Origin of the sequence: Nonomuraea sp. WAC 01424 (assembly GCF_003947315.1) — a bacterium.
GTDB lineage: Bacteria > Actinomycetota > Actinomycetes > Streptosporangiales > Streptosporangiaceae > Nonomuraea > Nonomuraea spiralis.
The window spans coordinates 1-21,010 of sequence record NZ_QHHZ01000012.1 but is presented as its reverse complement, the minus strand read 5'-3'; the positions used below and the strand labels follow the sequence as shown (position 1 = coordinate 21,010).

Genomic DNA, 21,010 nt, shown 5'->3' with positions numbered 1-21,010 from the left:
CCTCACTGGTGATGGGCTTCCAGTATGACGATGTCGTCGCGGTGGATCAGCTCGCGTTCATATTCCGGACCGAGGGCGCTGGCCAGCTCTCTCGTGGAACGGCCGAGCAGCCCGGGGATCTCGACGGCGTCGAAGTTGACCAGGCCGCGCGCCACCACGCCGCCCTGCGGCCCGCACAGGTCGACCGGGTCGCCCGCGGCGAACTCGCCCTCCACGGACGTCACGCCGGCGGGCAGCAGCGACTTGCGGCGGCCCACGATCGCCTCGACCGCGCCCTGGTCCAGGTGCAGCCGCCCGCGCCCGGTCGTGGCGTGGGCGAGCCACAACAGCCGCGTGCCGGGGTGGCGGCCCCCCGGGTGGAAGTAGGTGCCGATGTCGGCCCCGGCGAGCGCCTGGGCGGCGTGGGCGGCGGCGGTCAGCACGACCGGCACGCCCGCGCCCGTGGCGATCCGGGCCGCCTGCACCTTGGTCACCATGCCGCCGGTGCCGACCGCCGCGCCGTTCCTGCCCAGCTCGACGCCGGCCAGGTCCTGCGGTCCGCGGACCTCGGCCAGGCGGCGCGAGCCCGGCCGGCTCGGCGGGCCGTCGTAGAGCGCGTCGACGTCGGACAACAACACCAGCGCGTCGGCGTGGATCAGATGGGCGACCAGCGCCGCCAGCCGGTCGTTGTCGCCGAACCTGATCTCGTCGGTCGCCACCGTGTCGTTCTCGTTGACGATCGGCACGATGCCCAGCTCAAGCAGCCGGGCCAGGGTGCGCTGGGCGTTGGCGTGGTGGGCGCGGCGCATCATGTCGTCGGCGGTCAGCAGCACCTGGCCGACGCGCAGGCCGTAGCGGGCGAAGGAGGAGGTGTAGCGCGCGACCAGCACACCCTGCCCGACGGACGCGGCCGCCTGCTGGGTGGCCAGGTCGCGTGGTCGCGCCGACAACCCCAGCGGGCCGAGGCCCGCCGCGATCGCTCCCGACGACACCAGTACGATCTGCGTCCCGGCACGCCGCCGCGCCGCCAGGACGTCGACGAGGGCGTCAACCCGGTCGACGTCGATCATGCCCTGGGGGGTCGTGAGCGAGGAGGAGCCGACCTTGACGACGACCTTCGACGCTGAGCTGATCTGTTCCCGCACGCCTGGCAGCCTATCTGAGCCCGCCCCCCACCTCCGGACGGCGGAGGGCCCCGGACGGCCTACCTCAGGCGGTTGTCCGAGCCGCGCGGCCCCTGGTGCACCGACTCGGCGTTGAGCGTCGGCTGCCAGTCGAAGACGTATCCGCCCTCCATCGACCCGATGACCACCCCGGCCCCGGCCTTGGCGCCGGCCTTGACCAGCTCCTCCTCCACGCCGAGCCGTTCGAGCCGGTCGGCCAGGTAGCCGACGGCCTCGTCGTTGCTGAAGTCGGTCTGCCGGATCCAGCGCTCCGGCTTCTCGCCGGTGACCTGGAACAGGTCGTCGTTGACCCGCCGCACCTTGAACCCGGCCTCGCCGAGCTGCTTGGGCCTGATCACCAGTCGCGTGGGCTCCTCGACCGGCTTGCTGGCCCTGGCCGCGGCCACCCAGTCGCCCATCGCGTACGTGAGCTCCCGCAACCCGTCGTGCGTGGCCGCCGAGATGACGAAGACCTGCAGCCCCCGCTCCTCGAACTCGGCCCGGACCAGGTCGGCCAGCTCCCTGGCGTCGGGCACGTCGGCCTTGTTCAGCACGATCATCCGCGGCCGGTCCTCAAGCTTCCCGTACGCCCGCAGCTCGGCCTCGATCATCTCGTAGTCGGTGATCGGGTCGCGGCCCGGCTCCATGGTCGCGCAGTCGATGACGTGCACGAGCATGTCGCAACGTTCGACGTGGCGCAGGAACTCGTGCCCGAGGCCCTTGCCCTGCGAGGCCCCCGGGATCAGTCCGGGCACGTCGGCGACCGTGAACACGTTGTCGCCTGCGGTCACGACCCCCAGGTTGGGGATGAGCGTGGTGAACGGATAGTCGGCGATCTTCGGCTTGGCCGCGCTCAGCGCCGCGATCAGCGACGACTTGCCCGCGCTGGGGAACCCGACCAGCGCCACGTCGGCGACGCTCTTGAGCTCCAGCATGACGTCGAGCCCGTCGCCGGGCTCCCCGAGCAGCGCGAACCCGGGCGCCTTGCGCCTGGACGTGGCCAGCGCGGCGTTGCCGAGCCCGCCGTGCCCGCCCTGCGCGATCACGTACCGGGTGCCGGCCCCAACGAGGTCCACCAGCACGTCGCCCGAGTTGGCGTCCTTCACCACGGTCCCGTTGGGGACGGACAGGACCACGTCGTCGCCGTTGGCGCCGTCGCGGTTGGAGCCCTGCCCCTGCCTGCCGTTGTCGGCCTTGCGGTGGGGACGGCGGTGGTAGTCCAGCAGCGTCGCGGTGTTGGAATCAACCTCAAGGATCACGTCGCCGCCGCGGCCGCCGTTCCCCCCGTCGGGGCCGCCGAGCGGCTTGAACTTCTCCCGGTGGATGGAGGCGCAGCCGTTTCCCCCGTCACCGGCCTTGACGTGCAGGACCACCTGGTCCACGAAGTCCGGCATCCAGCTCTCCTTCATCAGCCCACCAGGGCATTCATCAACAACTACGACAGGCGCCCCCAAGGGCCCCGGAAAACGCTCAAGGGGTGGATCGACAGGCGATCCACCCCTTGAAGCAACACCGAAGCGAAGCTGATTACTCCGCGACGGGAACGATGCTGACGGCGCGACGACCGCGCTTGAGGCCGAACTGCACGTGGCCGGCGGCCAGCGCGAACAGCGTGTCATCGCCACCGCGGCCGACGTTGTCGCCGGGGTGGAAGTGGGTGCCGCGCTGACGAACGATGATCTCGCCCGCGTTCACCAGCTGGCCGCCGAAGCGCTTGACGCCCAGGCGCTGAGCGTTGGAGTCACGGCCGTTCCGGGTGGACGACGCGCCCTTCTTGTGTGCCATCTCTCAAACTCCCGATCAGGCCTGGTCGATACCGGTGATCTTCACCTGGGTGTACCGCTGACGGTGACCCTGGCGCTTCTTGTAACCGGTCTTGTTCTTGTACTTGAGAATGCGGATCTTCGGGCCCTTGGTCTCACCGAGGATCTCGGCGCTGACCGTGAACTTGCCCGCCTCGGTGGTCACATCGCCGTCGTTGACGACGAGCACCGTCGGCAGCGAAACCGAAGAGCCGACCTCGCCGGCGACCTTGTCCACCTCGAGGACGTCACCGACGGAGACCTTCTGCTGCCTGCCGCCGCAACGAACGATCGCGTACACCGCGGAACCCTTCTACTGACTCGCTGTTGGCCTCAGCCGCCTCGCATCGAGGCGACCGCCGAATGTTGCGCCTGTCATTCGGCCTGTCTCAAACCGACGAACCGAGTAAGCGCGCCAACAGGGCACGTCACCTGACGCACCGATTCACCAGGGTACCGCTTTACGGTGCCCTAGGCGAACCGGACGGATCGTCGGAAGCCTACCGAGGCTACTCGGCGGACTTGGCTCGGCGAGAGCGTCGCCGCCCTCTGCCGGAAGTCTGGCTGGCCTGGTCGTCCTCAGCCGGGACGTCATCAAGCGCACCGGTCACGGTATCACGGCTGGCGGAGTCCTTGGCCGCGGAAACCTTGTCCGAGACCGCCTTCTCGATCGCCATCTTGCCCTGCGTACCACGCGGCTCGGGCTTGGCCTCGACCGGCTCGGTCGAGACGATCAGCCCACGCCCGTTGCAGCACTCGCACGGCGTCGAGAACGCCTCCAGCAGCCCCTGACCGACCCGCTTACGGGTCATCTGCACCAGTCCCAGCGAGGTCACCTCGGCGACCTGGTGCTTGGTCCTGTCGCGTGCCAGGCACTCCAGCAGCCGGCGCAGCACCAGGTCGCGGTTGGACTCCAGCACCATGTCGATGAAGTCGATCACGATGATGCCGCCGATGTCCCGCAGCCTGAGCTGGCGCACGATCTCCTCGGCCGCCTCCAGGTTGTTCCTGGTGACGGTCTCCTCGAGGTTGCCGCCCTGGCCGGTGAACTTGCCGGTGTTGACGTCGACGACGGTCATCGCCTCGGTACGGTCGATCACCAGCGAGCCGCCGCTCGGCAGCCACACCTTGCGCTCCAGCGCCTTGCCGAGCTGCTCGTCGATCCGGTACGACTCGAACACGTCGCCCTGCCCGGTGTCCCAGCGCGACAGGCGCTCGGCCAGGTGCGGCGCGACGTACTTGACGTACTCGTCGACGGTGTCCCAGGCGTCGTCGCCCTGCACGACCAGCGAGGTGAAGTCCTCGTTGAACACGTCGCGCACGACCCGGATGGTCAGGTCGGGCTCGGCCGACAGCAGCTCGGGCGGGCTGGCCGACTTGGCCTTCTTCTGGATGTTCTCCCACTGGGCCGACAGCCGGGCCACGTCGCGGGCCAGCTCGTCCTCGGAGGCGCCCTCGGCCGCGGTGCGGACGATCACGCCCGCGTTCTCCGGCATGACCTTCTTCAGGATGCTCTTGAGGCGGGTGCGTTCCTTGTCGGGCAGCTTGCGGCTGATGCCGGTCATCGACCCGTCCGGCACGTACACCAGGTAACGGCCGGGCAGGCTGATCTGCGAGGTGAGCCGGGCGCCCTTGTGGCCGATCGGGTCCTTGGTGACCTGCACCAGCACCGACTGGCCGGACTTCAGCGCCGCCTCGATCCGCTTGGGCTGTCCTTCCAGCCCGGCGGTGTCGAAGTTCACCTCACCGGCGTACAGGACGGCGTTGCGCCCCTTGCCGATGTCCATGAACGCGGCCTCCATCGACGGCAACACGTTCTGGACCTTGCCCAGGTAGACGTTGCCGACGTAGGACTGGCTGGCCTCGCGGTTGACGTAGTGCTCGACGAGCACGCCGTCCTCCAGGACCGCGATCTGCGTACGGTCGCCCTGGCGGCGCACCACCATCATGCGGTCGACGGACTCGCGGCGGGCCAGGAACTCCGACTCCGTGATGATCGGCGGACGCCTGCGCCCCAGCTCGCGCCCCTCACGGCGGCGCTGCTTCTTGGCCTCCAGGCGGGTCGAGCCGCGCACGCTCTGCACGCCGTCGATGGCGGTCTCCAGGACGGCGGCCCGGCCGGAGCGCGGCGCGCGGATGCGCACCACGGTGTTCGGCGGGTCGTCGCTGGAGGGCTCCACCGTCTCGTCGGCACCGCGACGGCGACGCCGGCGACGGCGGCGCGAGCTGGTGGCCTCCTCCTCCTGGGACTCCTCGCCCTGCTCCTCCTCGGCCTCCTCGTCGCCTTCCTCGCCCTCGTCACCCTCGTCACGCTCGCGCGCCTTGCCGCGGCCCCTGCCGCCGCGCCTACGCCGGCGACGACGGCCGCCGCCCTCTTCCTCCTGCTCGTCGGAGGTGTCGACGTCGCCCTCGTCCTCGACGACGCTCTCGTCGACCAGCTCCTCGATCTCCTCGGGCTCCGGCTGCGGCTCGGGCCGCCGGATCACGGCGGGCTTGCCCTGGCTGGGGTCGGGGGCCTGGAACAGCGGCGCGAAGATGGCCGCCGGACGCTGGAACGCGGCGCCCGGCTCGTCCTGCCTGCGCGCGGCCAGACCGAAGGGGTCGGCGAGCAGGCTCGGGCGGTCGGCGTCCTCGTCGAGGTCCTCGCCGGCGGGCTCGTCGTCGAGCGGCTCCTCCTCCGGCAGGATCTCCAGGATGTCCTCGTCGCCCGCCTCTGCGGCCTCGGGCACGGTGACGGCCACCTCGACGTCCGAGGGCGTCGCGACGACCTCGACGTCGGCGCCCGCCGGCGCCTCGACGACCACCTCTTCGGGCTCGGCCTTCTTGCGCGTACGCCGCCGCTTCGGCGCCTCGGCCTCCTCCTCCGGGAGCGCTCCCGCGACCTCCGGCTCGGCCTTCTTCGTCGTACGGCGACGCGTCGTGGTCGCCGTGGACCGCGTCCGCGTGGTCCGCTTGGGCTTCTCCTCGGGCATGTCGGAGGCGTCCACCACGGCTTCCGCCACAGCCGCCTCGACGACACTGGCGACCTCACCGGCACCCGCGCCGGCCAGCGTCTCCGCCTCCAGCTCGGCCGGACTCTGCACCACCGGCGCGACGACCGGCTCGGCCGCGGCGGCACCGCGCCCACGCGCCCTGGTCCTCGTGGTCTCCCGCCGCTCCACAACCGGCTCCACGACGGGCTCGGCCGACGTACCGGCCTGGGAGGCGGCAGGGCTCTCGGCCTGCTGCGGCGCCGGGCCCTCCGGCACGACGGCCTCGGCCGCGACCGGCTGCCGCGCCTGGACGCCCTCGGGGCCGCCCTGGGCGGCTCCGGCCGGGCTCTCCGGCGCCTCGGCGGCGGGCGCCGCGGCACGGGCTCTGGTTCTCCTGCCGCGCCCCGCGTCGGGGGCCGGCTCTCCCGCCGCGCGCTGCACGGCGTTGGTCTGCACCGGCTGCACCTCGGCAACCGACGGCGCGGCCTGCGCGGCCGCGGCAGTGATCGGGGCGGCGGCTACCGGCTCCTCGGGCAGCTCGGGCGGAGGACCCGCCGGGCGGCTCGCGGAACGGCGCCTGGTCACCTTGGACTGTTCAGTTGTCTCCCCGTCAGGGCCATTGGCCCCGGCGTTGGGCTCGTTGTCGAGCATGCGGGCGCTCTCCCGTCAGCTCCCGGGCGCGTCGCCGCGCCGCGCAGGAGCCCTCGTGTCTCGTTGTCCGCCCCTGCCTCCGGGTGGGAGGCACGGGCGCCAAGTCCTGTCAGCGGTGGCGCCCCGCTCGCGCAGGGCACCTCCTGCCCAATGGGAAATCCGCTCATCAGACCGCCGCCCCACTGGCGTGCCCGGCGTGAGCCGTAGCGGCAGTCCATCTCGCAGACGTCCCATCAGTAGCCGACGATGTGCTCTCCCGCCGGTCCCGCCTCGCCGCCGCGCGTCGTGTCGCGGTCAAGGTCGAGCGGATCGGCAAGCGCACCAGTACTGGCGTCGAGCGGCCCCTGCGCCAGCCTGGTCACCTCGGGGGGAACCGGCGGCGCGAAGTCGGCCACAAGGCGCAGCCCTGTGAGCACATCATCGGGTCGAACGGCAGGCGTCATGTGCCGAACAACCATGCGCAGTATGACACACGTCTGTCCGGGCACCTGAGCTGCGGTTCTGTCTGTTCCCTCAGACACCACGAGCCTCAGGACGGCCTCCCGCGCGTCGAAGCGCCGGGGGCCCTTCTTGGTGAGGCGTTCGACCTCCACGGTGGCCGCCGCGAGGAACTTCTCCGCCGCCACCCGGGCGAGCTCGCGATCGGCGCCGGGCAGCCGCACCTCCCAGTCGGAGACCTCCAGACGGTCGGCGAGGCCCCCCGGGCCCGCCGGCACGACGTCGAGCACATCGAGACCGGGCGGCAGTGAGGTGTCCAGACTGGACTTGACCTGCTCGGGGTCACACAGCCTGGTGACACCGATCTCAAGGTATTCGGCTTCGCTGGCGACGCCGGTCGGCGCCGCGCCCGCATAGGAGATCTTCGGGTGGGGCGAGAAGCCCGCGCTGAAGGCCACCGGAATACCGGCACGGCGGACCGCCCTCTCGACGGCCCGCGAGATGTCGCGGTGACTGGTGAAGCGCAGGCGGCCGCGCTTGGCGTAGCGCACACGCAGGCGCTGCACCGTAGGCGCGGGCGGAGGCCCGTCGGGAACAGGTTTCAGAGCTTTGCGTCCTTCCCTTGTAAGAGTTCCTTCTCCCAGGATAAGCCGCCGCGACACGTGTATGTGTACGCCGTGACACGGCTCGCCCACTGAGCGCGCTAGACCACGGTGAGAGGAAGGAGCTTGCGCCCTGTCGGGCCGATCTGGATCTCGGTGCCCATGGTGGGGCAGACCCCGCAGTCGTAGCACGGGGTCCAGCGGCAGTCCTCGACCTCACTGCCGGACACGGCCTCCTGCCAGTCCTGCCAGAGCCATTCGCGGTCGAGCCCGGCGTCGAGGTGGTCCCACGGAAGGACCTCGTTCTCGGCCCGCTCGCGGACGGTGTACCAGTCGACGTCGACGCCCGACTTCTCGGCGGCCCGCATCCACCTGTCGTAGGAGAAGTGCTCGCTCCACCCGTCGAACCTGCCGCCGTCCTCCCAGACGGCCCTGATCACCGCGCCGACCCTGCGGTCGCCGCGCGAGAGCAGGCCCTCCACGATGGACGGCTTGCCGTCGTGGTAGCGGAAGCCGATGGCCCTGCCGTACTGCTTGTCGCCGCGCAGCGAGTCGCGCAGCGCCTTGAGCCGTCTGTCGACGGTCTCGTGGTCGGCCTGCCCGGCCCACTGGAACGGGGTGTGCGGCTTGGGCACGAACCCGCCGATGGAGACCGTGCAGCGGATGTCGCGGCTGCCCGTGGCCTCCCGGCCCGCCTGGATGACCTTCTTGGCCAGGTCGGCGATGCCGAGCACGTCTTCGTCCTGCTCGGTGGGCAGGCCGCACATGAAGTAGAGCTTCACCTGCCGCCACCCCTGCGAGTAGGCGGTGGTGACGGTGCGGATGAGGTCTTCCTCGGTGACCATCTTGTTGATCACCTTGCGCATGCGCTCGGAGCCGCCCTCGGGGGCGAACGTGAGACCCGAGCGCCTGCCGTTCCTGGAGAACTCGTTGGCCAGGTCGATGTTGAACGCGTCGACCCTGGTCGAGGGCAGGGACAGCGAGGTGTTGGTGCCCTCGTAACGGTCGGCCAGGCCCTTGGCGACCTCGGCGATCTCGGAGTGGTCGGCCGAGGACAACGACAGCAGGCCGACCTCGTTGAAGCCGGACTCGTTGATGCCGTTCTCGACCATGGCGCCGATCGTGGTGATCGAACGCTCCCGCACCGGACGGGTGATCATGCCCGCCTGGCAGAAGCGGCAGCCGCGCGTGCAGCCGCGGAAGATCTCCACGCTGAACCGCTCGTGCACCGTCTCGGCCAGCGGCACCAGCGGTTTCTTCGGATAGGGCCACTCGTCGAGGTCCATCACCGTGTGCTTGTGCACCCGCCAGGGCACGTCGGACCTGTTGGGCGCGACCCGCTTGATGCGGCCGTCGGGGTGGTAGTCGACGTCGTAGAACTTCGGCACGTAGACGCCGCCGGACTCGGCGAGCCGCATCAGCAGCTCGTCGCGCCCGCCGGGACGCCCCTCGGCCTTCCACTCGCGGATGACCTCGGAGATGGCGATCGCGATCTGCTCGCCGTCGCCGAGCACGGCGGCGTCGAGGAAGTCGGCGATCGGCTCGGGGTTGAAGGCCGCGTGACCGCCGGCGAGCACGATCGGGTCGTCCTCGCCCCGGTCGACGGCGTTGAGCGGGATCCCCGCGAGATCGAGCGCGGTCAGCATGTTGGTGTAGCCCAGCTCGGTCGAGAACGACACGCCGAGCACGTCGAAGGCCCGCACCGGCCGGTGCGCGTCGACGGTGAACTGCGGCACGCCCTCGGCCCGCATGAGCGCCTCCAGGTCCGGCCAGACCGCGTAGGTGCGCTCGGCCAGGGTGCGGGGCAGCTCGTTGAGGATCTCGTAGAGGATCGCCACGCCCTGGTTGGGCAGCCCGACCTCGTAGGCGTCCGGGTACATCAGCGCCCACCGTACGTCGGCGGAGTCCCAGTCCTTGACGGTCGAGTTGAGCTCACCCCCGACGTACTGGATGGGCTTCTGCACCTTGGGCAGCAGCGCTTCCAGGCGGTGGAATATCGACTCGACAGGCATACCGTCCAGGGTAGCGGCGCCCGGACGGTGACAAATCCGGCCCGGCCCCAACGCGCCGGGCCCGCGCCCGCCGAACACGCCGTGAACTCAGTTGAACGACTGCCGTCTGACTCTGATGGCGAGCAGCAGCCCGACCGCCATGAGGTTGGCGAACGTGGCCGTACCGCCGTATGACACGAACGGCAGCGGCAAACCGGTGATCGGCATGATCCCGATCGTCATCCCCACGTTGATGAACGTCTGGAACGCGAACCAGCACACGATCATGCCCGCGACCAGCGTGCCGAACCGGTCGTCGCAGTGTCTGGCGACCTTCAGCCCGCGCAGCAGCACCACGCCGAGCAGCAGCACCACGGTGACCGACCCGATGAACCCGAACTCCTCGCCCGCCACCGTGAAGATGAAGTCGGTGTGCTGCTCGGGCACGAACCGGCCGGTCGTCTGCCCGCCGCCGAACAGCCCCTTGCCCAGCAACTGCCCCGAACCGATCGCGATCAGCGACTGCGTGCTGTTGTAGCCCACCCCGCGGGGATCCACCTTCGGATCCACAAATGCGGTGAACCGCGCCACCTGGTACGGCTCCAGCAGGTTGAAGTAGAACACGCTGAACACCCCGACCGCCGCCACCAGCACCAGCGCGACGATCCACCGCTTGCGCACGCCCCCGATCACCAGCCCCGCGGCCGTGATCACGGCGAGCACGAGCGCGGCGCCGAGGTCGGGCTGCAACATCACCAGGCCCATGGTGATGCCCGCCGCGACCAGGGCCAGCGCGATGTCGAGCCCGCGCGGCCGGTCGCTGCCCTCGGCGGGCTGGGCCAGCAGCATCGCGATGATCAGCAGCAGCCCGACCTTGGCGAACTCCGACGGCTGCACCGCGAACCCGCCCCCGAGCAGGATCCACGAGTGCGACCCGTTGATCGTCGCCCCCAGCGGCGTGATCACCAGCGCCAGCCCCACCAGCGACACCAGGAACACCAGCGGCGCGTACGCCCGCATCGCCCGGTGGTCGACCATCGCCACCACCGCGCAGAGCGTCACGCCGATGACCTCGTTGAGCAGGTGTTTCTTCACCAGCCCGGTGGCGCCGGGCGCCCACGTCCGGGTCGAGGACCACACCAGCAGGGTGCCGATCAGGCACAACCCGGCCACCGCGACCAGCATCAGCCCGTCCATGCGCCGCACCACGGAGTGCTCGCCGATGGCCCGCTGGATGAACGAGGGCCGCCGTGCGGCCATGGTGCGGGTCACTGGTGGATCACCGTCCCGTCGGGCGCGAACTTCGGCAACTTGGTCGGGAGCTTCCCGCCCGGCACGGCGGCCGGGCCCTTGAAGCCGTAGATGCCCTCGTAGATCTCGCGGGCGGCCGGGGCCGCGGTCGAGGCGCCCATGCCACCCTGGGACACCATGACGACCACCACGTACTGCGGGTTCTTGGTGGGCGCGAACGACGCGAACCAGGAGGTGTCCTTCTTGCCCCACACCTCCGCGGTACCGGTCTTGCCGCCGATGCGTACCTTGTCCATCGGGAAGCCGGTGAACGCCCCCGCCGCGGTGCCGTCAGAGGGCACCTGGCTCAGCGCGTTCTTGATGTAGAGCCGTTCCTTCTCGCTGATCGGCAGCTTGCCGACCACCGGCACGTCGATGGTCTTGACCACCTTGCCGTCCGGCCGCACCTGCGCCCACCCGATGCGCGGGCTGCGCACCTTCCCGTCGCTCACCAGCGCCATGTACGCCCGCGCGAGCTGCATCGGCGTCACCAGCACGTCGCCCTGCCCGATGGCGAAGTTGGCCGAGTCACCGGGCCGCAGCAGGAACCCCTCGGTGCAGTTCTCCAGCGCCAGGAGTTTGAGGAAGTCGGCCCGCGCCCGGTCCTTCTCCTCCGGGTAGCCCTTGCGCGACCGTTCGCAGCTCGTGGCGCTGGTCCGGTTCCACAGGTCCTTCTTCCAGGCCCGGTCGGGGATGCGTCCCGAGGACTCGCCCGGCAGGTCGACCCCGGTCCGCTCGCCGAACCCGAAGGCCCTGGCGGTATTGGCGAAGACTTCCTTCGTGCGCTTCTTCGGGTTGCGCCCGCCGTCCTTCAGGTACTGCTCGTACGCCGCCCGATAGAAGATCGTGTCGCACGACTTGACCAGCGCCATGTGCAGGTTCATCTGCCCCAGGCCGATCCCCCTGAAGTTGCTGAAGGACCGGTCGCCCACCATGTACGCCCCGGGGCAGTCGTACGTGCCGTTCAGCGGATACCCGGCGCGCAACATCGCCGACACCGACGACACCTTGAACGTCGAACCGGGCGCGAACTGCCCGTTGATCGCCCGCGACACCAGCGGCTTACCCGACTTGTCCGACAGCAGCCATTGGTAGCCCTTCGCCGAGATGCCGCCGGCCCAGATCTCCGGGTCGTACCCCGGCGCGCTGGCCACCGACACCACCCGCCCGCTCCGCGCGTCCAGCACCACCGCGGCGCCGCCGTCGGCCCCGGGGGCGTTCTTCATCGCGTGCGCGAGCGCCTTCTCCGTCACCGCCTGCACCCGCGAGTCGATGCTGGTCACCAAATGGTCCCCGGCGACCGGCTGCACCTGCTCCTCGACCCCGAGGGCCTTGCCCATCCGGTCGACCTGCACCCTGCGCAGCCCCGACTTCCCGCGCAGCGCGTCGTCGTAGACGTACTCGATGCCGTCGCGGCCCGCCAGGTCGACGCCCGAGAAGCTGGCCTTGAGCCCTTCGCGCTTCTCCAGCTCCGCCTCGGTCACCGGCTGCAGGTAGCCCAGCATCTGCGCCCCGGCCCGGCCGCCCGGGTACTGCCGTACGGAATGGATCTCGGCGGTGACCCCGGGGAACTCCTCCTGCCGTTCCAGGATCTGGAGCGCCTCCCGCGTGTCCACCTTCTCGTCCAGCGGAACCGGCTGGTACGGCGACCCCGTCCAGCACGGCTTGCCCACCCCCGGCCCGCACGGCGTGATGCGCTGCCGCAGGTCCTTGACCGGCCGGTCGAGCACCGCGGAGAGCCGGCGCAGCACGCTCATCCCGCCGCCCGGCATCCTGTTCAGCTTCGTCCGGTCCACGGACACGACCAGCGCCGTCCTGTTGCGCACCAGCGGACGCCCCGACGAGTCGAGGATCTGCCCCCGCACCGCGGGCACGATCACGGTGCGCGTCCTGGTCTCCATCGCCCTGGTCACGAACTCCTGGCCGCGCACGACCTGCACCTGCCACAGCCGCACGGCCAGCACGACGAGCAGCACCACCACCAGGACGTGCAGGACCAGCAATCTCGTACGCATGCGGATCATGTCGAGAACCTCGGTTGTCTCCCCCGGGTGGCGAGCCAGATCACCACCGGCGCCACGATGAGCGTGTAGAGAACGGTGACGGGCACCTGCTGGGTCAGCGTCGACAGCGACACCCGCGGATCGGAGATGAGCCCGGCCACCCCCACCGCCACCAGGGGCGCGATCAGCACGCACAACACCACGGTCGTCGCCGCCCCGCCCGCGCCCCGCCCGGCCACGTAACCCACCAGCGCCAGCACGAACGCGTACTGCCCCATCAGATGCGCCGTCGGCGGCACGAGATCGACCAGCAGCCCCGAGAAGAACCCCACCATCGCCCCGGCCACCGGCCCGCGGTCCAGCGCCACGCCCACCACCGCCAGCAACACCAGGTCGGGCGCGCCCCCCGCGGGCAGCGGCAGCCGGTTGACCAGCATGACCTGTGCCAGCAACGCCAGCACCACGACCAGCGCCCCGATCACCGCACCCCCGCCCTCGGCGCGAACAGCACGCCCCTCATCCCCGGATCACCGCACCCTCGCCCCCGCCGCAAGCCGCACGCCCGTCCCGATCACCCCGGCAGCCCCAAAGCCACCACCGGCCACACCGAAAGGACCCACCACAACGGCCGCGCCGGGATCGCTCATCACCGCGCCCCCTCCTTGGTCGGCAGCACCGCGTCACGCGGATCCCGCTGGGGACCCTCGACCACCACCCCGACCACGTCGAGCGCCGTCAGGTCCGCGAACGGCCTGGCGTAGGCGATCCGGGTCAGCTCCCCGGGCGTCGACTCGACCCGTTCGATCACCCCGATCGGCACCCCCGGCACGTACGGCCGCCCGTTCTTGGACCCGAAGCTGACGATGCGCCCGCCCCGCTCCATCGGCGCCGTCGAGTCGAGCAGCCTGAACTGCACGAGCCGCCCGTTCTCCCCCACCCCGTGCACCACGCCGATCTCCTGGCCGCCCTCCAGCCGCGCCCCCGCGGCCGAGGCGGGATCGCTGAGCAGCAGCACCGTCGAGGTGGCGGGCGAGGCGTCGATGACCCGGCCGACCAGCCCGTCACCGTTGAGCACCGTCATGTCGGTACGGACCCCGTCACCCGTGCCCACGTCGATCTGCACGCTGTCCTCGAACCCCGGCTGCCCACGCCTGGCCACCACATTGGCCGGGACCACCTTGTAGCCGCCGGTGCCGGTCAGCCCGAGCAGCTTCTTGAGCTCGGCCGAGCGGGTGGCGTCGAGCGTGGTGGAGGACAACCCGGCACGCAGCTTCGCGTTCTCCTCCTGAAGCTGCTCGATGTGCCGCTGCGCGCTGGGCGCGCTGGCCAGGGCATGCAGGAAGCCGCCGACGGGACGCACCACGCCACCGCCGAACCGCTCGGCCGCGCCGAAGACCCAGGACCCCGCCGAGCGCAGCGGACGCAGCGGTGAGCTGTCGCCCGCACGATGGTCGATGGTCAGGACGACCAGCGCCGCCATCAGCAGCACTCCCAGGATCAGCCGGGCCCGGCGCGAGTCTCTCATCAGTGTCGCGACTCCGGAACCAAGACCTGCTGCAGGGCCTCGAACTCCTCCGCGCACCGGCCCGAGCCGATGGCGACCGAGTCGAGGGCGTTCTCCACCAGGTGGACGGGCATGCCGGTCTCCGCCTTGACCCGCTCGTCGAGGCCCTTGAGCAGGGCGCCGCCACCGGTCAGGGCGATCCCGCGGTCCATGATGTCGCCCGCCAGCTCGGGCGGGCACTTGTCGAGCGTGGTCTTCACGGCGTCGACGATCGCGTTGACCGGCTCCTCGGTGGCCTTGCGGATCTCCTCGCTCGACACGATGATCGTCTTGGGCAGCCCGCTGATCAGGTCGCGCCCGCGCACCTCGGCGTGGGACTCCTCCGCCATGGGGCAGGCCGACCCGATGGCCATCTTGATCTCCTCGGCGGTGCGCTCGCCGAGCATCAGCGAGAACTCCTTCTTGGCGAACGTGATGACCGCCTGGTCGAGCTCGTCACCGCCGATCCTGATCGACTGGCTGGTGACCACGCCGCCCATCGAGATGATGGCCACCTCGGTGGTGCCGCCGCCGATGTCGACCACCATGTTGCCGGTCGGCTCGTGCACCGGCAGCCCGGCCCCGATGGCGGCGGCCATCGGCTCCTCGACGATGTAGACCTTCCTGGCGCCCGCCTGGTAGCCGGCTTCCTTCACCGCGCGCTGTTCGACGCTGGTGATGCCGCTCGGTACGGCGATGATGATGCGCGGCTTGGCGAAATGGCGGCGTCTGTGCACCCTTTGGATGAAGTAACGCAACATCCGTTCGGTGACGTCGAAGTCGGCGATCACGCCGTCCTTGAGCGGGCGGACCGCGACGATGTTGCCGGGCGTACGACCGATCATTCGCTTTGCCTCGATGCCCACCGCCACGATCTTGCCCGTGGTGGTGTTGATCGCTACGACTGACGGCTCATTGAGCACGATGCCCCGGCCACGCACGTACACCAACGTGTTGGCGGTGCCCAGATCGACCGCCATGTCACGGCCGAGAAACGCGAGCTTGCTGCCCATGGGGAACGGAGCCCTCCGTAACGTCGTTCGCGAATGACTACGGATCGAATTCGAATCGTAACGTGACGTACCCACCAGTGGGCGCAATGAGCCCTCGCGCTCCACAAAAATCTCCAGCCCCTACCTCAACCTGGATTTTGCCCGAATTGCACCCACAAGAGCGGATCGCTGGGGTCAACGCCTGCCAGACTTGAGGAACGCTACAAGGCGCTGCCGACAAAAAGACGCGCCCGCACGGCGTGAAGCCGGCGGGCGCGCTGGGTGACGCTGACTGCTAGAAGCGGTCGGGGAAGAAGATCTTGATCTCCCTGGCGGCGGACTCGGGCGAGTCGGAGCCGTGGACGACGTTCTCGCCGATCTCCAGGGCGTGGTCGCCGCGGATCGTGCCGGGGGCGGACTTCACCGGGTCGGTGGCGCCGGCCAGCGCGCGGAACGCCTCGATGGCCCGCGGGCCCTCAAGGACCATGGCCACGAGCGGCGCCGAGGTGATGAACTCGACCAGCTCACCGAAGAACGGCCTCTCGGAGTGCTCGGCGTAGTGCGCCTTGGCGGTGTCGGCGTCGAGGGTGCGCAGTTCCATCGCCACGACCTTGAGGCCCTTGCGCTCCACGCGGGCGATCACGTCACCGATGAGGCCGCGCTTCACCCCGTCGGGCTTGATCAGGACAAGAGTGCGCTCGGACACGTGTGGTTCTCCTTTGAACAGATTCGGGTCGCGACTGCGGGCACCTGGCCCGACCGCGAGGACGCCCCTTGGGCACGGGCCCTCGCGTCGCCATAGCCGTCGCTCAGCTTACCGTCAGCGCCCACACCCTGGGCGCCACAGGAAGGCCACAGGAAGGACGCGCGAAGGCGAGGGCGTCAGGACGGCTCGTCGTCCTCCGGCGAGGGCGCCTGCGGCGGCACAGCGGGCACGGGCCCGGCGGGCTCCCCCTCCTCCTCGCGTTCCTTCTTGCGCGCGGGAGACCCCTCAGGAACGGCCGAGCCCCACGTCCTGACCGGCTCCTCGGCCACGGCCTCGCTCCTCCCGCCGGCCCCGACCGCGACCGCCACCCCCGCCGGCTCCCCCTCGGACGGCGACGCCTCCTCACGGGAAGACCGCCGCCCCATCACCGCCGCCAGCACGATCACGCCCACCAGCAGGAACCCGCCGACCAGCGACCACCAGTGCAACGCGCCCACGAAACTGTCGACCAGCTCCTGCCGCGAGCTGACCCCGCCCAGCATCCACATCTGCACACCCGTGCCCAGCAGGTAACCCGCGAGCACCCCGGCGAAGCACAACGACAACCCGAACGCCGCCGCCCCGACCCCCACCTCGCCGAGCGTCGCCGTCACCGCCACCGTCGCCCCCACCGCGAGCAGCGTGAACGGCACCGCCAGCACCAGCCCGTCGGCCGACGGCACCACCAGCCGCACCGAGCACAGGCCGACCACCATGGCCAGCAGCCCGAGCGGCGCGAGAACCCGCCCCACGCCCTTGGCGAACATCCGCACGCCCACGCCCGCCGCGATCGCGAACACCGCCGCGACCCCGAACGGCACCCAGAGCCCGCGCAGCCCAGGCCCACCGAGGCCGCCCATCTCCACCAGCGTCACCTGCGCCGCGCTCGGCAGCAGCACCACCCCGACGGCCACCATCGTGTACGCGTGCGTACGGCTCTCCCCCCTCCCGGCCGAGCCGAGCACCAGCAGCCCGGCGATCGCCAGGCCCGCCAGCAGGATCACCGGGGCGACCCCCCAGCCCGCGGTCGCCGTACTGACCGCAACGACCGCGATGCCCGCCGCCGGCACGGCCGCGAGCAGCAGCCGGCCGCCTTCCCCGGCGTCCGGAGCGGGCGCTGGCCGCCGCCCGGCGAGCCTCCAGACCATGAGGTACGCCGCCGCCAGCGCCAGCGCGACGCCGGTCACCATCGGGTAGGGCTGCAGCGTGACCTTCCAGCTCGTCACGTCGACCAGCGGCCACAACGCGAACGCCTGCGCCTCCAGGAGGCTCACACCGAGCACTCCCGCCCACAGGCCGCGCAGCACGGGCGCCCGGTCCCAGACCGCCACCAGCGTGGCCGGGATGATCAGGCCCCCGCCGACGCCGCGCAGCACCCGTACGACGCCGACGACCAGCTCGGAGGACGCGTAGCCGCCCGCCGCGTCGGCCACCGCCACCAGCGCGAGCCCGGCGACCAGCAGGTGGGCCACCTTCACCCGCCGTAACACGACGGCGGCGAGCGGCACGGTCAGCATCAGCGCCGGCAGCGCCAGCCCGTGCGTACGGCTCAGCCCGATCTGGTCGAACTCGCCCGGCAGCAGGTCGGCGACCACGGACAGCGTGTTGGGTATCGCGACGATCGCCAGCGGCAGCGCCACGAGAACGAGCAGCCCGAGCAGCACGTCGAGCAGCCATGAGTGTCTGAGGCCAGCCGGATCCGGCGACCGGTCGAGTGGGGGGACGGCCATGTAGGCCGACTTTAGCGGGAAGTCACGCCCTCGACACGGCGAGCTACGATAATCGCGGTGATCCACAGCGCGGCGAAGATCGCGCCGAGGAAGAACATGGTCGGCACGAGGAAGCCCGTGGCGATCGCCAGCACCTGGATGACGCTGCCCGCGACGTACCCGATGGGCCGTTTGAGCAGGCCCGCGGCGACCACGCACAACACCGCGAGCCCGATGCCCACACCGACGGCGAGGGCGGGGGCGATGCTGCCCACGGTGATCGCCACCGGCGTGATGAGCCCGGCCACGATGGCCTCCATGCCGAGCACGCTCGCACCGAGCCTCCGCATGCCCGGCGTGACCTCGAAGTTCATCGCACACCATCCGCCTTGAGCAGATGCCGGGCATCTCCGGCAGTCACCACCGAACCGGTGATGTACACCCCGGCCCCGCTGAACTCCCCCTCAGCGTCGGCGATGCCGATGCCCCTGTCGATGGCCTCGTCGAGCCGCTCGACGACGTGCACCCGATCCTCGCCGAACACCGGCACGGCCAGCTCCGCGAGCTCCTGCGCCGACAACGACCTGGGCGAGGAGTTACGCGACACCACGATCTCGTCGATCATCGGCTCGAGCAGCTCCAACAGGGTCTCGACGTCCTTGTCGCGCATGACCGCGACCACGCCGATCACCTTGGCGAAGTCGAACGACTCGTGCAGCGCATCCAGGCTCGCCTCCAGCCCGCCCGGGTTGTGCGCGGCGTCGATCACCACCGTGGGCGTACGCCGTACGACCTCCATCCGGCCCGGCGAGGCCGCCTGGGCGAACGCCTGACGTACCAGCTCGACGTCGAGCGGGTCGTCGCCGCCCGTCAGGGCCTCGACGGCGGCCAGCGCGCACACCGCGTTGCCGGCCTGGTAGGCGCCGTAGAGGGGCAGGTAGACCTCGTCGTAGACGCCCTTGAGGCCGCGCAGCGTGAGCAGTTGCCCGCCCATCGCCACCTCACGGCTGAGCACGCCGAACTCCAGGCCCTCACGCGCGACCACCGCGCCGACCTCGGCCGCGCGGCGCATCAGCACCTCGGCCGCGCCAAGCTCCTGCTGGGCGAGCACGGTCGTGGCGCCCGGCTTGATGATCCCGGCCTTCTCCCCGGCGATGCTCGGGATGTCAGGGCCCAGACGATCCATGTGATCGAGGGAGATGGGCGTGATGACGGACACCAGGCCGTCGGCGACGTTCGTCGCGTCCCACGACCCGCCCATGCCCGCCTCGATGACCGCGACGTCGACCGGCGTGTCCGCGAACGCCGCGAACGCCATGGCCGTCAGCAGCTCGAAGAACTGGATGCGCCGGTGCCCCTGCGCGTCGGCCAGCTCGACGTAGGGCAGGACCTCCTCGTAGACCTCGGCGAAGCGCTCCTCGCTCAGCGGCTCGCCGTCGACGGTGATGCGCTCGCGCACCGTGACCAGGTGCGGGCTGGTGAAGCGCCCCACCCTCAGGTTGCGCTCCCGCAGCAGCGCCTCGGTCAGCCGCGCCGTGGTCGTCTTGCCGTTGGTGCCGGCGATGTGTATGACCGGGTACGCCCGCTGAGGCGACCCGAGCAAGTCCATGAGGGCCGCGATCCTGTCGAGCGTCGGCTCGAAATCCCACTCGACGCCCCGCTCCAGGATCGCGTGTTCAACCGCACGATAATCCACCCCTCAACCCTACTGACCACGCGTAGCGGTCTGGACGCGGGGCAAACATATCGTGAATCGTATAGAAAATTGGAGGGTACCTACCTCTGCCGCCCGGTGCCACCTTGGAAAACAGCCTGCTCTACCCCCCAGCAGGCGCTTTCAAGGAGGCCATCGTGGAAGGCGAGAACACTCGCGAGGAAAGGCAGCGCGGCATCACCAGAAAAGCGCTGTTCAAGGCGGCTCTCATAGCGACACCGGTCCCGTTCCTGATCGGTGAGGTGCCGGCTCTGGCCCGCACCATGGCCGGAACGGGCCAGCAGCTGGAGCCCACCCCGTTCTGTGACGACGGGGACGACCTCACCATCGCGCAGACCGAGGGACCGTACTTCAAGCCGAACTCCCCTCAGCGCTCGACCCTGCCCGGCTCGGGCACCCCGCTGACGGTGAGCGGGTACGTGTTCGGGCTCGCCTGTCAGCCGCTGGCGAACGTCCTGCTCGACTTCTGGCAGGCGGACACCAACGGCAACTACGACAACGTCACGTACAACTTCCGGGGGCACCAGTACACGAACGCCCAGGGTGCCTTCAAGCTCACCACCATCGTGCCCGGCCTCTACCCCGGCCGTACCAGGCACATCCACGTCAAGGCGCAGGCTCCGGGCCGCGGGATCCTCACCACGCAGCTCTACTTCCCGGGCGAGCCGCGCAACAACACCGACAGCATCTACGATCCGCGACTTCTCATGAACGTCCGGACCGTCGGCTCGGGGAGGGAGGCGACGTTCGACTTCGTCCTCAACGTCCAGGGCGTTCCGCCCACGCAGACGCCTACTCCCACGCCCACGACGAGCCCGCCTCCGGGCGGCGGAACCTGGAAGGTTGGGGTGACCTACCAGGCGGGTGACCAGGTGACGTACGGCGGGTCGACGTACCGGTGCCTGCAGGGGCACACGTCACTGGCCGGCTGGGAGCCACCCAACGTCCCGGCCTTGTGGCAGCGCGTCTGACCCACTGGTCCCCGAACGCACAAAAGGGCCACCCCGGCTGCTGGGGGTGGCCCTGTTCGCGTTCGCACACATCGCCCCGTAAACGCAGAAAGGGCCCCGACCAAACGGTCGGAGCCCTTCCCAAAGATTGTCCGGCGGTGACCTACTCTCCCACACCCTCCCGAGTGCAGTACCATCGGCGCAGAGAAGCTTAACTTCCGGGTTCGGAATGTAACCGGGTGTTTCCTTCCCGCCATAACCGCCGTAACCCTATGAAACAATCAAACACAACTGTTTGCTGTCTCAGAATTGCCTAGTGGACGCGAGCAAAAGCTTTGAGGTCAAGTCCTCGGCCTATTAGTACCGGTCAGCTCCACACGTTACCATGCTTCCACCTCCGGCCTATCAACCCGGTCGTCTACCGGGAGCCTTACCCACTCACGTGGTGGGAGACCTCATCTCAAGG

General features: G+C 70.2%; 17 protein-coding genes and 2 rRNA genes. 1 reads left to right on the top strand and 18 read right to left on the bottom strand.

Features of this window, described 5'->3' with window-relative positions; translation table 11 throughout:
* Positions 1 to 2: 2 nt before the first annotated feature.
* The 16 genes from proB to DMB42_RS30650 form a co-directional block, all read right to left on the bottom strand.
* On the bottom strand, positions 3 to 1,124 hold the full coding sequence (gene proB / locus DMB42_RS30725; protein ID WP_260478046.1) for a glutamate 5-kinase: 1,122 nt from the start codon (positions 1,122 to 1,124) through the stop codon (positions 3 to 5).
* Positions 1,125 to 1,183: 59 nt separating this feature from the next.
* Positions 1,184 to 2,536: a GTPase ObgE gene (gene obgE, locus DMB42_RS30720; RefSeq protein ID WP_125639375.1), complete on the bottom strand. Its 1,353-nt coding sequence runs from the start codon at positions 2,534 to 2,536 to the stop codon at positions 1,184 to 1,186.
* Positions 2,537 to 2,669: 133 nt separating this feature from the next.
* Positions 2,670 to 2,927: a 50S ribosomal protein L27 gene (rpmA, locus tag DMB42_RS30715; RefSeq protein ID WP_090773491.1), complete on the bottom strand. Its 258-nt coding sequence runs from the start codon at positions 2,925 to 2,927 to the stop codon at positions 2,670 to 2,672.
* Between the two features lie 15 nt (positions 2,928 to 2,942).
* Entirely contained in the window at positions 2,943 to 3,245 is a 303-nt protein-coding gene (gene rplU, locus DMB42_RS30710) for a 50S ribosomal protein L21 (protein ID WP_049575732.1), read from the bottom strand.
* 208 nt (positions 3,246 to 3,453) lie between these two features.
* On the bottom strand, positions 3,454 to 6,567 hold the full coding sequence (locus DMB42_RS30705; RefSeq protein ID WP_260478045.1) for an Rne/Rng family ribonuclease: 3,114 nt from the start codon (positions 6,565 to 6,567) through the stop codon (positions 3,454 to 3,456).
* Between the two features lie 233 nt (positions 6,568 to 6,800).
* Positions 6,801 to 7,571 carry a TIGR03936 family radical SAM-associated protein gene (locus DMB42_RS30700; RefSeq protein ID WP_125639372.1) on the bottom strand — a complete coding sequence of 257 codons (771 nt, stop codon included), beginning with the start codon at positions 7,569 to 7,571 and terminating at the stop codon, positions 6,801 to 6,803.
* A 137-nt stretch (positions 7,572 to 7,708) separates the two neighbouring features.
* On the bottom strand, positions 7,709 to 9,619 hold the full coding sequence (locus tag DMB42_RS30695; RefSeq protein ID WP_125639368.1) for a TIGR03960 family B12-binding radical SAM protein: 1,911 nt from the start codon (positions 9,617 to 9,619) through the stop codon (positions 7,709 to 7,711).
* A gap of 87 nt (positions 9,620 to 9,706) precedes the next feature.
* On the bottom strand, positions 9,707 to 10,870 hold the full coding sequence (gene rodA / locus DMB42_RS30690; RefSeq protein ID WP_260478044.1) for a rod shape-determining protein RodA: 1,164 nt from the start codon (positions 10,868 to 10,870) through the stop codon (positions 9,707 to 9,709).
* A complete protein-coding gene (gene mrdA / locus DMB42_RS30685) occupies positions 10,867 to 12,912 on the bottom strand; it encodes a penicillin-binding protein 2 (RefSeq protein WP_125639365.1) in 2,046 nt (681 codons plus the stop codon). The genes rodA and mrdA overlap by 4 nt, the downstream gene beginning before the upstream one ends.
* Entirely contained in the window at positions 12,909 to 13,373 is a 465-nt protein-coding gene (gene mreD, locus DMB42_RS30680) for a rod shape-determining protein MreD (RefSeq protein WP_125639362.1), read from the bottom strand. Before mreD ends, mrdA begins: the two co-directional genes overlap by 4 nt.
* A 164-nt stretch (positions 13,374 to 13,537) precedes the next feature.
* Entirely contained in the window at positions 13,538 to 14,416 is an 879-nt protein-coding gene (mreC, locus tag DMB42_RS30675) for a rod shape-determining protein MreC (protein ID WP_125639359.1), read from the bottom strand.
* Positions 14,416 to 15,447 carry a rod shape-determining protein gene (locus DMB42_RS30670; RefSeq protein ID WP_125639356.1) on the bottom strand — a complete coding sequence of 344 codons (1,032 nt, stop codon included), beginning with the start codon at positions 15,445 to 15,447 and terminating at the stop codon, positions 14,416 to 14,418. The genes mreC and DMB42_RS30670 overlap by 1 nt, the downstream gene beginning before the upstream one ends.
* A gap of 274 nt (positions 15,448 to 15,721) precedes the next feature.
* Positions 15,722 to 16,132 carry a nucleoside-diphosphate kinase gene (gene ndk, locus DMB42_RS30665; RefSeq protein WP_125639353.1) on the bottom strand — a complete coding sequence of 137 codons (411 nt, stop codon included), beginning with the start codon at positions 16,130 to 16,132 and terminating at the stop codon, positions 15,722 to 15,724.
* A 176-nt stretch (positions 16,133 to 16,308) separates the two neighbouring features.
* Positions 16,309 to 17,901 carry a hypothetical protein gene (locus DMB42_RS56070; RefSeq protein ID WP_125639350.1) on the bottom strand — a complete coding sequence of 531 codons (1,593 nt, stop codon included), beginning with the start codon at positions 17,899 to 17,901 and terminating at the stop codon, positions 16,309 to 16,311.
* Positions 17,902 to 17,912: 11 nt separating this feature from the next.
* Complete coding sequence (locus tag DMB42_RS30655; RefSeq protein ID WP_125639347.1) at positions 17,913 to 18,254, bottom strand: DUF4233 domain-containing protein; 342 nt, start codon at positions 18,252 to 18,254, stop codon at positions 17,913 to 17,915.
* On the bottom strand, positions 18,251 to 19,576 hold the full coding sequence (locus DMB42_RS30650; protein ID WP_260478043.1) for a folylpolyglutamate synthase/dihydrofolate synthase family protein: 1,326 nt from the start codon (positions 19,574 to 19,576) through the stop codon (positions 18,251 to 18,253). Before DMB42_RS30650 ends, DMB42_RS30655 begins: the two co-directional genes overlap by 4 nt.
* Positions 19,577 to 19,731: 155 nt before the next feature.
* Here DMB42_RS30650 and DMB42_RS30645 point away from each other — a divergent pair, with 155 nt between their 5' ends.
* Entirely contained in the window at positions 19,732 to 20,565 is an 834-nt protein-coding gene (locus tag DMB42_RS30645) for a carbohydrate-binding protein (RefSeq protein WP_125639344.1), read from the top strand.
* A gap of 129 nt (positions 20,566 to 20,694) precedes the next feature.
* On the opposite strand, the gene rrf is transcribed toward DMB42_RS30645, so the two are convergent.
* Together rrf and DMB42_RS30635 are read right to left on the bottom strand one after the other, a co-directional pair.
* A 5S ribosomal RNA gene (gene rrf, locus DMB42_RS30640) occupies positions 20,695 to 20,811 on the bottom strand.
* A 70-nt stretch (positions 20,812 to 20,881) separates the two neighbouring features.
* Positions 20,882 to 21,010, bottom strand: a 23S ribosomal RNA gene (locus tag DMB42_RS30635); the annotation flags it as partial.